This window comes from Qipengyuania gaetbuli, from assembly GCF_020171365.1.
GTDB lineage: Bacteria > Pseudomonadota > Alphaproteobacteria > Sphingomonadales > Sphingomonadaceae > Qipengyuania > Qipengyuania gaetbuli_B.
The window spans coordinates 451,557-463,168 of the sequence record NZ_JAIUZO010000002.1 but is presented as its reverse complement, the minus strand read 5'-3'; the positions used below and the strand labels follow the sequence as shown (position 1 = coordinate 463,168).

General features: G+C 65.6%; 17 protein-coding genes. 12 read left to right on the top strand and 5 right to left on the bottom strand.

Annotated elements, in window-relative coordinates; all coding sequences use genetic code 11:
* Positions 1 to 3 precede the first annotated feature (3 nt).
* The 5 genes from LCL94_RS02770 (at position 4) to LCL94_RS02750 (ending at position 1,881) form a co-directional block, all read left to right on the top strand.
* On the top strand, positions 4 to 378 hold the full coding sequence (locus LCL94_RS02770; RefSeq protein WP_222554022.1) for a dihydroneopterin aldolase: 375 nt from the start codon (positions 4 to 6) through the stop codon (positions 376 to 378).
* Positions 375 to 680 carry a Rossmann fold domain-containing protein gene (locus LCL94_RS02765; RefSeq protein WP_224830885.1) on the top strand — a complete coding sequence of 102 codons (306 nt, stop codon included), beginning with the start codon at positions 375 to 377 and terminating at the stop codon, positions 678 to 680. Before LCL94_RS02770 ends, LCL94_RS02765 begins: the two co-directional genes overlap by 4 nt.
* The gene (locus LCL94_RS02760; protein WP_224830884.1) at positions 677 to 919 is read left to right on the top strand and encodes a MoaD/ThiS family protein; all 243 of its coding nucleotides are present in this window, start codon (positions 677 to 679) and stop codon (positions 917 to 919) included. Before LCL94_RS02765 ends, LCL94_RS02760 begins: the two co-directional genes overlap by 4 nt.
* Positions 912 to 1,379 (top strand): molybdenum cofactor biosynthesis protein MoaE, encoded by a 468-nt coding sequence (locus LCL94_RS02755; protein WP_224830883.1) that lies wholly within the window; start codon positions 912 to 914, stop codon positions 1,377 to 1,379. Before LCL94_RS02760 ends, LCL94_RS02755 begins: the two co-directional genes overlap by 8 nt.
* Before the next feature lie 76 nt (positions 1,380 to 1,455).
* Positions 1,456 to 1,881, top strand: a complete 426-nt coding sequence (locus LCL94_RS02750) for a hypothetical protein (protein ID WP_224830882.1) — start codon at positions 1,456 to 1,458, stop codon at positions 1,879 to 1,881.
* Between the two features lie 57 nt (positions 1,882 to 1,938).
* Here LCL94_RS02750 and LCL94_RS02745 read toward each other — a convergent pair whose 3' ends face one another.
* On the bottom strand, positions 1,939 to 2,454 hold the full coding sequence (locus tag LCL94_RS02745; protein WP_224830881.1) for a hypothetical protein: 516 nt from the start codon (positions 2,452 to 2,454) through the stop codon (positions 1,939 to 1,941).
* 180 nt (positions 2,455 to 2,634) lie between these two features.
* Here LCL94_RS02745 and rplU point away from each other — a divergent pair, with 180 nt between their 5' ends.
* From rplU to LCL94_RS02730, 3 genes are all read left to right on the top strand, one after another.
* A complete protein-coding gene (rplU, locus tag LCL94_RS02740) occupies positions 2,635 to 3,129 on the top strand; it encodes a 50S ribosomal protein L21 (protein WP_160607635.1) in 495 nt (164 codons plus the stop codon).
* Positions 3,130 to 3,141: 12 nt separating this feature from the next.
* Positions 3,142 to 3,411 (top strand): 50S ribosomal protein L27, encoded by a 270-nt coding sequence (rpmA, locus tag LCL94_RS02735; protein ID WP_160607634.1) that lies wholly within the window; start codon positions 3,142 to 3,144, stop codon positions 3,409 to 3,411.
* A gap of 207 nt (positions 3,412 to 3,618) precedes the next feature.
* The gene (locus tag LCL94_RS02730; protein ID WP_224830880.1) at positions 3,619 to 4,158 is read left to right on the top strand and encodes a GNAT family N-acetyltransferase; all 540 of its coding nucleotides are present in this window, start codon (positions 3,619 to 3,621) and stop codon (positions 4,156 to 4,158) included.
* Between the two features lie 59 nt (positions 4,159 to 4,217).
* On the opposite strand, the gene LCL94_RS02725 is transcribed toward LCL94_RS02730, so the two are convergent.
* Entirely contained in the window at positions 4,218 to 5,096 is an 879-nt protein-coding gene (locus LCL94_RS02725; protein ID WP_224830879.1) for a metal-dependent hydrolase, read from the bottom strand.
* 115 nt (positions 5,097 to 5,211) lie between these two features.
* Here LCL94_RS02725 and LCL94_RS02720 point away from each other — a divergent pair, with 115 nt between their 5' ends.
* Positions 5,212 to 5,811 (top strand): TetR/AcrR family transcriptional regulator, encoded by a 600-nt coding sequence (locus LCL94_RS02720; RefSeq protein WP_224830878.1) that lies wholly within the window; start codon positions 5,212 to 5,214, stop codon positions 5,809 to 5,811.
* Here LCL94_RS02720 and LCL94_RS02715 read toward each other — a convergent pair.
* Positions 5,795 to 6,535 (bottom strand): YgfZ/GcvT domain-containing protein, encoded by a 741-nt coding sequence (locus tag LCL94_RS02715; protein ID WP_224830877.1) that lies wholly within the window; start codon positions 6,533 to 6,535, stop codon positions 5,795 to 5,797. The two genes, LCL94_RS02720 and LCL94_RS02715, sit on opposite strands and share 17 nt — an antisense overlap.
* Positions 6,536 to 6,573: 38 nt before the next feature.
* Between LCL94_RS02715 and pyrC the strand changes: the two genes are divergently transcribed.
* On the top strand, positions 6,574 to 7,611 hold the full coding sequence (pyrC, locus tag LCL94_RS02710; RefSeq protein ID WP_224832645.1) for a dihydroorotase: 1,038 nt from the start codon (positions 6,574 to 6,576) through the stop codon (positions 7,609 to 7,611).
* On the opposite strand, the gene rarD is transcribed toward pyrC, so the two are convergent.
* A complete protein-coding gene (gene rarD, locus LCL94_RS02705) occupies positions 7,589 to 8,491 on the bottom strand; it encodes an EamA family transporter RarD (RefSeq protein WP_160607629.1) in 903 nt (300 codons plus the stop codon). The two genes, pyrC and rarD, sit on opposite strands and share 23 nt — an antisense overlap.
* 193 nt (positions 8,492 to 8,684) lie before the next feature.
* Between rarD and LCL94_RS02700 the strand changes: the two genes are divergently transcribed.
* A complete protein-coding gene (locus LCL94_RS02700) occupies positions 8,685 to 9,170 on the top strand; it encodes a glycine zipper 2TM domain-containing protein (RefSeq protein WP_224830876.1) in 486 nt (161 codons plus the stop codon).
* Positions 9,171 to 9,393: 223 nt separating this feature from the next.
* On the top strand, positions 9,394 to 10,119 hold the full coding sequence (locus tag LCL94_RS02695; protein WP_222554029.1) for a hypothetical protein: 726 nt from the start codon (positions 9,394 to 9,396) through the stop codon (positions 10,117 to 10,119).
* Positions 10,120 to 10,129: 10 nt separating this feature from the next.
* On the opposite strand, the gene astD is transcribed toward LCL94_RS02695, so the two are convergent.
* Complete coding sequence (astD, locus tag LCL94_RS02690) at positions 10,130 to 11,530, bottom strand: succinylglutamate-semialdehyde dehydrogenase (RefSeq protein ID WP_224832644.1); 1,401 nt, start codon at positions 11,528 to 11,530, stop codon at positions 10,130 to 10,132.
* Between the last annotated feature and the right edge of the window lie 82 nt (positions 11,531 to 11,612).

Genomic DNA, 11,612 nt, shown 5'->3' with positions numbered 1-11,612 from the left:
CAGATGAACGATTCGCTGATCCTCGAAGTCGCCGACTTCGAACATGACGTACTGACGGGCATCTATTCCGAAGAGACGGGAAAGCCCCAGCCGCTGCGCTTTACCATCAGCGCGCGGATGAAGCCGCTGGCGCACTACGGGCCCGACACCTCGCTCGACCATTCGAAGAACTACATGGATTTGAAGTTCGCCGCGTCCGAGGCGCTGCCCGAAGGCGTGCATTTCAAGTTGATCGAGGCAGTCGCCGACCATGTCTGCGAAACGCTGTTCCTGCAGGACAATCGCGTCGAGGCGGTGACGGTCAAGATCGTCAAGCTGGCGATTGCCGAAGCGGGCGAGAAGATCGGCATCACACTCCACCGGGAACGGCGGGGATGAAACGGATCGAGGTCGACGGCCTGCCGGAAGAACCGCTCGCTGCAGCCGGGCTCTTCCACCAGAACTGGCTCGACCCGATAGAGCGCGCACTGGCCGGCGGGCAGGACGTGCTCGTGGTGCTGGAGCCTGCTTCCTACGAACATGGCGAATGGCGCAGCGCGGCGGCCGCCATGCTGGCGCGCAAGCACGCCCCACGCCGGATCAACGTGGTTTCGGGCGAGGGCGGCAATGTCGACGCGCTGGAGGCCTATCTTACCAGGGCGCCGGGCGTGACCGGCCAATATCTCGAAGCGGCGGCATGAGCGTCCGCATCCTCTTCCTCGGGCCGCTGCAGGACCTTGCCGGAAAGCAGGCCGCCGAGGTTGCCGGACCGCTCGACTGGAACGGGTTGCTGGCCGTCGTCGGAAACGAGGTGGCCGAGCAGCTGAGGCAGGAACGCGTCAATGTCGCCTGCAAGGGCCGCGTGCTCGCCGACAAGACCGCGCTCGTCGCCGAGGACGGCGACGAGGTCGCGCTGCTGCCGCCGGTCAGCGGTGGCTAGGCTGGCGATTTCCTCGCCGGTCGATGTTCGCGTGCTCGACCGGGGGATGTCCGTCGGCGAGGCGCTGGCGGCATTCGATGCAGGCAACCCGGATGCAGGCGGGACCGCCAGCTTTCTCGGCAAGGTCAGGAGCGGGGACGGGGTGAAGGCGCTCGAACTCAGCCACTACGAACCGCTCACCCTTACCGGGATGGAGGCACTGGCCGAACAAGCCGCCGCGCGCTTCGGCCTTGCCGGCCTGCTCGCCTGGCACCGCGTCGGCGTCATGACGCCGGGCGAGGCCATCGTGCTTGTCGCTGCCGCCGCGCCCCACCGCCGCGCCGCCTTCGACGCAGTGGACATGGTGATGGACCATCTGAAGTCCGCTGCCTGGTTCTGGAAGCGCGAACGGCGCGAGGACGGCTGGCACTGGATCGAACCGCGCGAACAGGACCGCGCAGACCTCGCCCGCTGGAAATAAACGCTTCGCGCTTGATTTCGATCAAGGAATCGCCTGCCTGCCCGCGTCATCAATGTCTCCAGACAGGAGACGCAGAATGGTAAAGCACTTCAGCCGCGAACTCGTTGCCGAACAGGCCCGCATCGTCGACACCCCCGTAAAGCATCACGAGGTCGACCGGACCTTCGAACTGCCGCGCGGACTCTATGTGGCGACCGTCGGCCTTTACCTCGGTTTCATCGCCGTCATGGCAGCGGGCCTACCCAGTTCGGGCCTTGCCATTCCGATGGTCATCTTCGCCTTCTTCATTGTCGCCGCATTCGGCGTGCCGACGATCTGGACGCGCCTTTCGCCCGAAACGCGTTCGAAGGCGCTCAGCTTCGGCCAGCTCAAGACCAAGGGCATCATGACCCACACGGGCCGCCTCCCGGCGCGCGATGCCGCGGTGCAGGTCCTGATCCTGCCGGCCATCGTGTTCACCTGGGGGCTGGTGGCAGTCACCGTCGCATCGCTGGTGCGATAGGAGAGGGGGGCGCGGGGGACGCTGGCAGCTAGTTCCCCGCGCCTTCTCCGGACTTTCTCAACGCTCGCGCAGCTGCGCGAGCGTTTCGTCTTCTTCGGCTATGATTGCGGTAATCCGCGCGCGCGCTGCCTCGATCGCGGCGACGTCGCCTGCGACCACGCGGGCCGCGCTGTAGAGCGTGTCGATATCGCCCAGCGGGATCGCCGCGAGGCTGCGGGCCGAATCGAGTTCCGAAAGGGCGACTTCCGCACTGGCCCAGGCCGTGCTTCCCACCTCGCTACTGCCCGCTGCAGCGACAAGCCTGCGCGCACGCGGCGCGATTTCCAGGAAATCGGCATGGGCGGCCTCGGTCGCGGCGACCAGCTGCACCAGCGTCTGGTCGAGCGGGCCGGTGAGGTCGGTTTCCACCGGCGGGACGTCGATCGTCTTGCGCTCGGGCGTGGAAAAGCTTCCCTGCGCGCGCTCGGCATCGCGGATGGCGAGGGAGGGATAGTCGCCGCCGGAGCTGGCGCAGGCGCCAAGACAGAGCGACAGCGGCAGGCAGAGGCTTGCAATTCGCGACATGGCGCTCACATAGCACGCGACCTGATGCGCGCCAGCGCGAATGGCAAAAAATGCCTGATGGCAGCGTTGACTTGGTCCCGCGTTTCGCCTAACGGCACGCTTCTTTCCGGGCCCGCCCTAGGTGGGTCGACGGGTGCGCCGTAGATTCGCAAGGATGCGGCACAGCAATTTGAACGAGAGATAACGACCATGTTCGCAGTAGTGCGCACGGGCGGCAAGCAATACCGGGTTGCCGCCGGAGACAAGATCGCGGTTGAGAAGCTGGCTGGCGAAGCCGGTGACACCATCACGCTGGGCGACGTCCTGCTCGCAGGCGAAGGCGACAAGCTTTCGGACGCCGGCAAGGTGACCGTTTCGGCCGAGATCATCGCGCAGGCGAAGAGCGAAAAGGTCGTCGTCTTCAAGAAGCGTCGTCGTCACAACTACCGCCGCAAGAACGGTCATCGCCAGCAGATGACTCTCCTGCGCATCACTGCGGTTGGCGATTCGAAGGCCGAGAAGAAGGCTGCTCCCAAGAAGGAAGCCGCTCCGAAGGCCGAAACCAAGAAGGCCGCTCCGAAGAAGGACACTTCGGAAGAGAAGGCTGCGCCCAAGGCGAAGAAGGCTGCACCGGCCAAGGCTGCTGCAACCAAGAAGGCTCCCGCCAAGAAGGCGGCTGCCAAGAAGACCGAAGCCAAGAAGTAAGGAGCCCGGACCATGGCACATAAAAAAGCAGGCGGTTCGTCGCGTAACGGTCGTGATTCGGCCGGTCGTCGTCTTGGCGTGAAGAAGTTCGGCAGCCAGTCCGTGGTCGCTGGCAACATTATCGTGCGCCAGCGCGGCACCAAGTTCTACCCGGCCGTCAACGTCGGCATGGGCAAGGACCACACGCTGTTCGCGCTGACCGATGGCGTCGTCCGATTCCACTCGGGCAAGCTCGGCCGCAAATACGTATCGGTCGATGCGATGGCGGAAGCAGCCGAATAACCGGACGTTCCGATAACGGGATCGTCCAAACGGGACGGTCCCAGCCTGGCTAACGATCCGGCAGACGAAGAGGGAGATGGGGCCGACCCGTCTCCCTCTTGTCGTTTCTCCCTCTTCGATTTCGCGGCGAAATATCCTTTCGCCATCACGCAATTGTCACGCGTCCGGCCTAGGAGCCCGGAGCGTGGAGATACGGGGAGAATACCGATGTTCCATATCACGCAGAGGCTGCTGTTGCGGCCCGCATGGCCCGAAGATGCAGACGCGCTGTTCGGCGGCATTGCCGACCAGGGCGTGGTCCGCAATCTTGCTCGCGCGCCGTGGCCCTATCTCCCCGAACATGCGCGTGAATTCGTCAAGCGCGAGCAGGACCCGCGTGTCCCGAACTTCCTGATGACCCTGCCGGGCGATGACGGCTCGCGGATCATCGGGTCGATCGGCTTCGGCGAAACCGACACCGGCATCGAACTCGGCTACTGGATCGCCCGCCCCTATTGGGGGAAGGGCTATGCCACCGAAGCCGGGCGCGGCCTGATCGAGATCGCCCGACTGCTTGGCTACGAGCGGCTCGAGGCAGGGCACTTCCTCGACAATCCCGCATCGGGCAAGGTGCTGCGCAAGCTCGGCTTCCGGCCTACGGGCAAGGTGGCCAAGCGGCACAGCTGCGCAAGGGGACAGGACGTGGACTGCGCGCTCTACAGCCTCGAGCTTGCCGCAGACGACCTCGTCCCGCCGATGGCGGCCTGACAGAAAAAAGGCCCCGCGATACGCTCGCGGGGCCTTTTTTCGTTTCCGGTCCGGAAAGCTTACTCGGCGGGGAGCAGCGCGTCCTCGAACTCGCCCTCGTAGAGGTTGATGAGGTGGCGGTCGTCGTGATCCCACGGGTGGAAGCCCGGCTTGAAATAGGCGAGCCATGCCGGGAAGATCCGGCGGACCACGCCCGGCGAGACGGTGAGGTACTTGAACAGGCCCCACTTGGCCTTCCAGCCGGTGATGCCGTCCTGTTCGAGCAGGTTCAGCGAATCGACCCAGCGGTTCTTGAAGAAGCGCGCGGTGACGGTCAGCATGACGAGGCTGCGCACCTTCCAGCGGCGGAACGGCGTCCAGTCCTTCGTCGCGTGGTTCCAGGTGTCGTAGGCGACGCCCTTGTGCTCGATCTCTTCGGCTGCGTGCCAGCGCCACATGTCGCGCACTTCCGGATCGGCGTCCTTGAAATGCTGGGGATTGGCGAGGAATTCGGCCGCCATCATCGCGGTGTAGTGTTCCAGCGCCATGGTGACGGCGAGGTTGGCAATGGCCGGGCGGTCCTTGGTGAGCGCCAGCAGTTCGGCCACGCGCTGGTCGATCGCCTTGATGTCGTAGCCGGCGTCTTCGGCGAGGCGATTGAAGGCGATGTGCTCGCGCGTGTGGTTGATCTCCTGCTTCACGAAGGCGCGGATTTCGGCCTCGAGCTTGGGATCGGCGCCTTCGCGGTGGGCCTTCACTGCCTCGATGAAGAAAGCCTCGCCGCGCGGGAAGGTTGCCGACAAGGCATTGTGCCAGGCGGTGCCGAAGGGCTCACCGGCCCACCAGCGGCGCGGCGTGGTGCCGCGGTTGAAACGCTCGTCACGCACCGTGATGGTGAGGTCTTCGGGCGTCGGCGCTGTGCGGGCGGTGGCGGTATCGATGGGGAGGGGGGCGTTCATGTCCTGCTCCGTGATTAACTTACATCAGTGTAAGTAAGCGATACTGACACAGATGTCAATAAGGCGTGCCGGAGCGCTTCCCCTGCCCGCCGCAATGGTTTACCGCTTCGGGGCAATGGCCACCAGGAAACGTCTTTCGCCCGAGGAATCGCGGCTCGCAGCTCTCGAAGCGGCGCGCTCGCTGCTGATCGAAACCGGGCCGCAATCGGTCACGCTCAAGGCCGTGGCGACGCGGATCGGGCGCACGCATGCGAACCTGCTGCACCACTTCGGCTCTGCCGCAGGCCTGCAGAAGGCGCTGGCGGGCCACCTTGCCGAAGCGGTCTGCGCGACCATCGCCGATGCCGTTCGCGCCAGTCGCGCAGGGCTGGGCCATCCGCGCGAAGTGGTGGATCTCGCCTTCGACGCCTTCGACAAGGAAGGGGCCGGCGCGCTTGCCAGCTGGATGATCCTGACTGGCAATGAAGACGCGCTGACACCCATCGTGGAGACCATCCACGAGCTGGTCGACGAGATCGCCCCCGAAGAGGCCGTGCACGGCGGTTCGCCGACGCAGGTTCACGAGGAAACGCTCGCGCTGGTCCTGATGGCGATGGGCGATGCGCTGATCGGCAGCGCGCTGTCGCGTTCGCTCGGCCTGCCCGAAACGGCTGCCCGCGACCGTGCCGAGCGGATGCTCGTCCGCTCGCTCGAAACCGTCACTCCGAAGGGGTAAGCGCGCTGCGCATCCATTCGGGTGCCAGTTCCGGTTCGATATCGCTCACCCGCAAGTGGTCGATGGCAAGGCCGAGATCCTCATGCCCGACCTTGCGGCGCTTTTCCTCGGAAAGCTCCAGCGCCACCACCACCAGCCGGCGGTTGACCTTGCTGCGCCAGTTCATGCGCGCGGTGTTTTCCTGCCCGATGTAGCAGCCCTTGTCGAAAGCGACGCCGTTCAGCTCGACCGCATTGGTCTCCAGCCACAGGATATCCCCCAGCTCCGCGCGCCCTTCTGGAACGCCGAGGGCAAGGCGGTGGGCGCGGTAGGCATCGTCCGCCGCTTCGTCGCTGTCGCTGACAGGAGCAATCCAGCGCTGGCCGAGCGAGGCGAGGCGCGGGTCGGCGGCGCCGCCATCGCCCGCTTCCTTCTGCCAGTGCACGCCGAGGCCGGGATCGACCGCAATGTCGATCTTGCGGCGCAGGCGGTAGAGCGAGAGGCGTTTCACCAGTTCCTCTGCCAACGCGGCCTCGCAATCGAGCAGCAACTGGCCGTCGGCGGCAGGCCAGACGAACATGTCGAACAGGGTCTTGCCCTGCGGGGTGAGCAGCGCGGCATAGACCGGCAGGGCCTTGGTCACGTCATTGGTCAGCAGCCCTTGCAGGAAGGCGGCAACATCCTCTCCTTCCTCACGCGGGGTGAGGCGGACGAGGGTGCGATCGAACAGGCGGCTTGCGGTCATGGGTGACAGATAGGTCGCCCGGCGGCATAGGCAACCGCATGGTCGAATCGCTGACAATCCGCCGCCCCGACGACTGGCATCTCCACTTCCGCGATGGCGACACGATGCGCGCCGTCGTGCCGCATACCGCGCGCCAGTTCGCCCGCGCGATCGTGATGCCGAACCTCTCGCCGCCGGTGACGACCACTGCGCTGGCCGCCGCCTATCGCGAGCGCATTCTGGGCGCGGTGCCGGAAGGGGTGAACTTCACCCCGTTGATGACCGCCTATCTCACCGACAATATCGATGCAGGCGACCTGGCCGCCGGTTTCGCCGATGGCGTGCTGACCGCGGCCAAGCTCTATCCGGCGGGCGCGACGACCAATTCCGCGCACGGCGTGACCGACATCGCGAACATTGCAGGCGTGCTGGAAAAGATGGCCGAAATCGGGATGCCGCTGTGCGTCCACGGCGAGGTCACCCATGCCGATATCGATATCTTCGACCGCGAGGCCGTGTTCATCGAGCGCGTGCTCCAGCCGCTGGTCGAACGCCTGCCCGAACTGAAGGTGATCTTCGAGCACATCACCACGCGCCAGGCAGTGGAATTCGTCGATGCCTCGGGCTCGAACATCGCAGCGACCATCACGCCGCAGCACCTGCACATCAACCGCAATGCCATGCTGGTGGGCGGTATCCGCCCGCACATGTACTGCCTGCCCGTCGCCAAGCGCGAGGAACACCGGCTGGCGCTGCGCAAGGCGGCAACCGGCGGTTCGGCCAAGTATTTCCTCGGCACGGACAGCGCGCCGCACCATCGCGGCGCCAAGGAAAGCGACTGCGGCTGTGCAGGCATTTTCAACGCGCCCTATGCGCTGGAAAGCTATCTCACCGTGTTCGACGAGGAAGGCGCGCTCGACCGGTTCGAGGGCTTTGCCAGCCTCAACGGTCCGGCTTTCTACGGCCTGCCGGTGAACGAAGGCACGGTGACGCTGGAAAAGGCCCCGGTCGAAGTCCCGGCAGAAGTCGATGGCGGCGGCGCGGCCATCGTGCCGTTCCACGCGGGCGAAACGCTCAGCTGGCGGCTGGCGTCCTAGAACGCGACCACAGGTCCCAGACGAAGATTGCCGCTGCCGCCCAGATGCAGGCGAAACAGGCGGCCTGCGCGGGTTTCAGCTGCTCTCCGAAGACGGTGAGGCCCAGCACGAAGACGATGCTGGGCGCCAGGAACTGGATGAAGCCAAGTGTCGAATAGGGCAGCTTGCGCGCGGCGATGGCGAACAGCAGCAGCGGGAATGCGGTCAGCGCGCCGCCCAGCATGATGGCGGCGGCAAGGCCGTAGCTCTGCGTGAAGGACGAGCCCGCGGGCGTTCCGGCGTAATACCAGGCGACTCCGGCAGCAGGCACGGTCAGCAGGATGGATTCGATGGTCAGGCCGGGCAGAGCGCCCACGTCCACCTGCTTGCGGATGAGGCCGTAGGTCCCGAAGCTGAGCGCCAGGGTCAGGCTGATCCACAGCGTCGTCAGCGCGCCTGCGAGCAAAAGCGATACGCCCACGGCCGCAAGGCCCACCGCGATCCACTGCGCACGTGACAGCCGTTCGCCCAGCACCAGCGTGCCGAGCAGGACGTTCACCAGCGGGTTGATGTAATAGCCGAGGCTGGCCGCGTAGACATTGCCCTGCTGGATCGCCCAGACATAGACCACCCAGTTGACCGCGATCAGCGTGGCACTGGCGAGCAGCAGCAGCATGACCTTGGGCGTGGCAAAGGCGCGCACGAGCTGGTCGATCTGCTTGCGCGCGGCCACGATCACGAGGCACAACGGCAGCGTCCACAGGATGCGCCAGCCGACGAATTCGAAGGCCGGAACCTCGCGTACCAGGATCAGGTAAAGCGGCAGGAAACCCCAGATCAGATAGGCGCTGAAGGCTGACAAAAGCCCCGATCGGCGCTGGTCTGATGCTGTCGTGTCCATGAACGATTTGCGCCTAGGCGCGCCCCATCCGGGCCGCAAGCTTCAATTCGTCCGGCAAAGCTGCACGGCTCGTCGAAACTGTCGTTTGCTGACAGCGCGGTTGCAAATCGTTCAGAATGCGAAGCGTATTCCTGAACGACATCGACGCCCCCGAGTCGAAAAAGACCGCCCGATAAGACCAAGGAAACAAACTATGGCACACCTTCTCAAGACTGCTTCGCTGGCCATCGCCGCCACCGGCCTGACCCTGTCCATGCCCGCATCGGCCGCTGTCCCGGCCCATGCCGCGCCGCAGTCCCACGCCCACGCCGCCTCCATCGCGGGCGACATGACCTACGAACACAGCAAGAAGCGCAAGCACTGGAAGCGCCATCACCATGACCGGTATGACGACTATCGCGGCAGCTACCGCGAAGCGCGCCCCTATTACATGGGTTACGACCGCGACTACGGCCAGCCGGTCTACCGCGACACCCGCGTCTGGCGCGGCCGTGACGGGCGCTATTACTGCGAGCGCGAGAACGGCACCACCGGCCTGCTGGTCGGCGCAGGGGTCGGCGTGCTGATCGGCCACGAAGTTGCCGGTCGCGGCGATCGCACCCTCGGCGCGATCCTCGGCGGTGCGGCAGGCGCACTGCTCGGCCGAACCATCGACCGCTCGAACACCCGCTGCGGCTGATACCAATTTAACCAGCTACCGGCCGTGCCCACCCGCGGCCGATAGCGCGATCCCTCCTGGGTCGTGTCGGGCGCCGTCCGCCTCCTCGCAAAGAAGGAGCGGGCGGCGCCCATTTCACGTGTCGGTCCCTGCCTGTCCCGCAATGGCGCAGCTTGCTGGCGCATATGGCTTTTTGGTGCGCACGCGGCCATTACGGCGGCAAATACGTGCCGGAGATGCCGAAATGAAACTGCGCCCTTTCGCCCCGATCGCCTTGGTCGTTGCCCCGATCGCCCTGCTGGCCGCCTGCCAGAACGGCGAAGATGCGGGCGAGGCCGGCGATGACATGAACGCGGCGAGCGAGGCTGCGCTGGGCGACAATCTCGCCACCGATCCCGACATGGCCGGCACCAGCGAAGCCAATGCCGCGCTGTCGGGCACCGGCAACCAGAACGTGCCGAAGATCGACACCTCGCCCCGCGCGATCGAGGCTGCACGCACCCGCGCTGCGGAACTCGTCGGCGGCAGTGCCAACATGGACGCAGCGCCCACGCCGCGCCGCCTGTCCGAAGATGCCGCCGATACGGCTGCCATGGTGAAGGCGGCCCGCGCCATGCAGTCCGCCAATGGCGGCAATTGCTTCGAGGCGGTCAGCTATTCCGCGTCCTGGGCGGCCAAGCTGCCGGCCGAATTCCCCGTCTACCCGCGTGGCAACACGGTAGAGGCAGCGGGCACGGACGAGCGCTCCTGCGCTCTGCGCGCTGTCACTTTCCGCACCGGCGTGCCGAAGAACGACGTGCTGGCCTTCTACGTCACCCGCGCCAATGACGCGGGCTACAGCGTGGAACACGTGGTGAAGGGCGGCGACAACGTGCTGTCCGCCACCAAGGGCAACAGTGCGATGGTGGTTTATGCCCGCGACCTGCCGGGCGAGGTCACCGAAATCGACCTCGTCACCAGCAAGCGCTGAGAGCCAGCTATCAGCCGTCCTTGAGGCCGACGCCGATGCTGGCGCGCGGCTGGTCCATTTCCGTGCTCGCCACCGGATAGGCGCAGTAATCGGCCGCGTAATAGGCGGCCGGGCGATGGTTGCCCGACAGGCCCACGCCGCCGAAAGGCGCTGCGGATGAAGCACCATTGGTCGGGCGATTCCAGTTGAGGATCCCCGCGCGCGCTTCGAACCAGAAGCGCTCGAAATCTTCCGGCTTGCCCCCGACCAGCGAGGCGGAGAGGCCGTAACGCGTGTTGTTCGCCTCGGCGATGGCGGCATCGAAATCGGGCACGCGGATGACCTGCAGCAGCGGGCCGAACAGCTCGATATCGGGGCGTTCCGCCATCTCGGTCGCATCGATGATCGACGGCGAGAGGAACGGCAGGTTCTCGTCCGGCCGCTTCATGTGCATCAGCGGCTTGCCGCCGCGGCTGATCAGCGCGACGAAGCTTTCGGACAGGAGGTCGGCGGTCTGGTTGTCGATGACGCAGCCCATGAAGGGCTGGGGATCGGCAAAGGGCTGGTCGACGATCAGCTTTTCCGCCAGCTGCTTAACCGCAGGGACGATCTTGTCGTACATACTGTCGACCACCACGAGGCGCCGCGCAGCCGTGCAGCGCTGGCCGGCAGTGGTGAAGGCCGACTGGATGATCGTTGCCGCCGCATCGTCGATTTTGGGCGTGTCGAGCATGACGATCGGGTTGTTGCCGCCCATTTCCAGCGCCACGATCTTGGCCGGATTGCTGGCGAGCTTGCGGTTGATCGCGATGCCTGCGCGCGCGGAGCCGGTGAACAGCACGCCGTCGACATGCTCGTGCTCGACCAGCGCCTTGCCTTCTTCCGGCCCGCCGATGAGGCACTGCACCACGCCTTCGGGAATGCCCGAGGCGTTGAAGCACTTGACCAGGAATTCGCCCACCGCCGGCGTCTTCTCGCTCGGCTTGAAGATGATGACATTGCCCGCGATCAGCGCCGGGACGATGTGTCCGTTCGGCAGGTGCGCGGGGAAATTGTAGGGGCCGAGCACGGCCATCACGCCATGCGGCTTGTGACGCAACGCGGCAGTGCCCTGCAGTGCGCTGTTGAGCTTCTTCTGGCCGGTCCGCTCGGCATAGGCGGTCTTGGAGATCTCGACCTTGGCGATCACGGCCTCGACCTCGGTCTTGGCTTCCCACAGGGGCTTGCCGCTTTCGCGCGCGATCAGTTCGGCGAAGGGTTCGGCCTGCTTGCGGACCTCGTTCGCAAAGCGGCGCATCAGCTCGATGCGCTGGCCGACCGGTTCGCGCGCCCAGCTGTCCCTGACCGATAGGGCCTTTTCGACGGCCTGTTCGACATTGCCGATCCGGCCGCGCCACAGTTCCTTGCCGGTGGCCGGTTCGGTCGAAATCATTTCGGCTTGCGACACTTCGTTCCCTTCCTGCGCCGACGCGGCGTCTCCGCTGGCGCCTATGTGCGAGCCGCGCTGGCGCGTC

What these genes read in the sequence shown, in the direction of transcription:
- LCL94_RS02725 (WP_224830879.1), bottom strand. Translation starts at nt 5,096, where the DNA reads ATGAACGCCCCCCTCCCCATCGATACCGCCACCGCCCGCACAGCGCCG.
- LCL94_RS02750 (WP_224830882.1), top strand. Translation starts at nt 1,456, where the DNA reads ATGGTAAAGCACTTCAGCCGCGAACTCGTTGCCGAACAGGCCCGCATC.
- LCL94_RS02715 (WP_224830877.1), bottom strand. Translation starts at nt 6,535, where the DNA reads ATGACCGCAAGCCGCCTGTTCGATCGCACCCTCGTCCGCCTCACCCCG.
- LCL94_RS02720 (WP_224830878.1), top strand. Translation starts at nt 5,212, where the DNA reads ATGGCCACCAGGAAACGTCTTTCGCCCGAGGAATCGCGGCTCGCAGCT.
- LCL94_RS02770 (WP_222554022.1), top strand. Translation starts at nt 4, where the DNA reads ATGAACGATTCGCTGATCCTCGAAGTCGCCGACTTCGAACATGACGTA.
- pyrC (WP_224832645.1), top strand. Translation starts at nt 6,574, where the DNA reads ATGGTCGAATCGCTGACAATCCGCCGCCCCGACGACTGGCATCTCCAC.
- rplU (WP_160607635.1), top strand. Translation starts at nt 2,635, where the DNA reads ATGTTCGCAGTAGTGCGCACGGGCGGCAAGCAATACCGGGTTGCCGCC.
- LCL94_RS02730 (WP_224830880.1), top strand. Translation starts at nt 3,619, where the DNA reads ATGTTCCATATCACGCAGAGGCTGCTGTTGCGGCCCGCATGGCCCGAA.
- astD (WP_224832644.1), bottom strand. Translation starts at nt 11,530, where the DNA reads ATGATTTCGACCGAACCGGCCACCGGCAAGGAACTGTGGCGCGGCCGG.
- LCL94_RS02760 (WP_224830884.1), top strand. Translation starts at nt 677, where the DNA reads ATGAGCGTCCGCATCCTCTTCCTCGGGCCGCTGCAGGACCTTGCCGGA.
- LCL94_RS02700 (WP_224830876.1), top strand. Translation starts at nt 8,685, where the DNA reads ATGGCACACCTTCTCAAGACTGCTTCGCTGGCCATCGCCGCCACCGGC.
- LCL94_RS02695 (WP_222554029.1), top strand. Translation starts at nt 9,394, where the DNA reads ATGAAACTGCGCCCTTTCGCCCCGATCGCCTTGGTCGTTGCCCCGATC.
- rarD (WP_160607629.1), bottom strand. Translation starts at nt 8,491, where the DNA reads ATGGACACGACAGCATCAGACCAGCGCCGATCGGGGCTTTTGTCAGCC.
- LCL94_RS02765 (WP_224830885.1), top strand. Translation starts at nt 375, where the DNA reads ATGAAACGGATCGAGGTCGACGGCCTGCCGGAAGAACCGCTCGCTGCA.
- rpmA (WP_160607634.1), top strand. Translation starts at nt 3,142, where the DNA reads ATGGCACATAAAAAAGCAGGCGGTTCGTCGCGTAACGGTCGTGATTCG.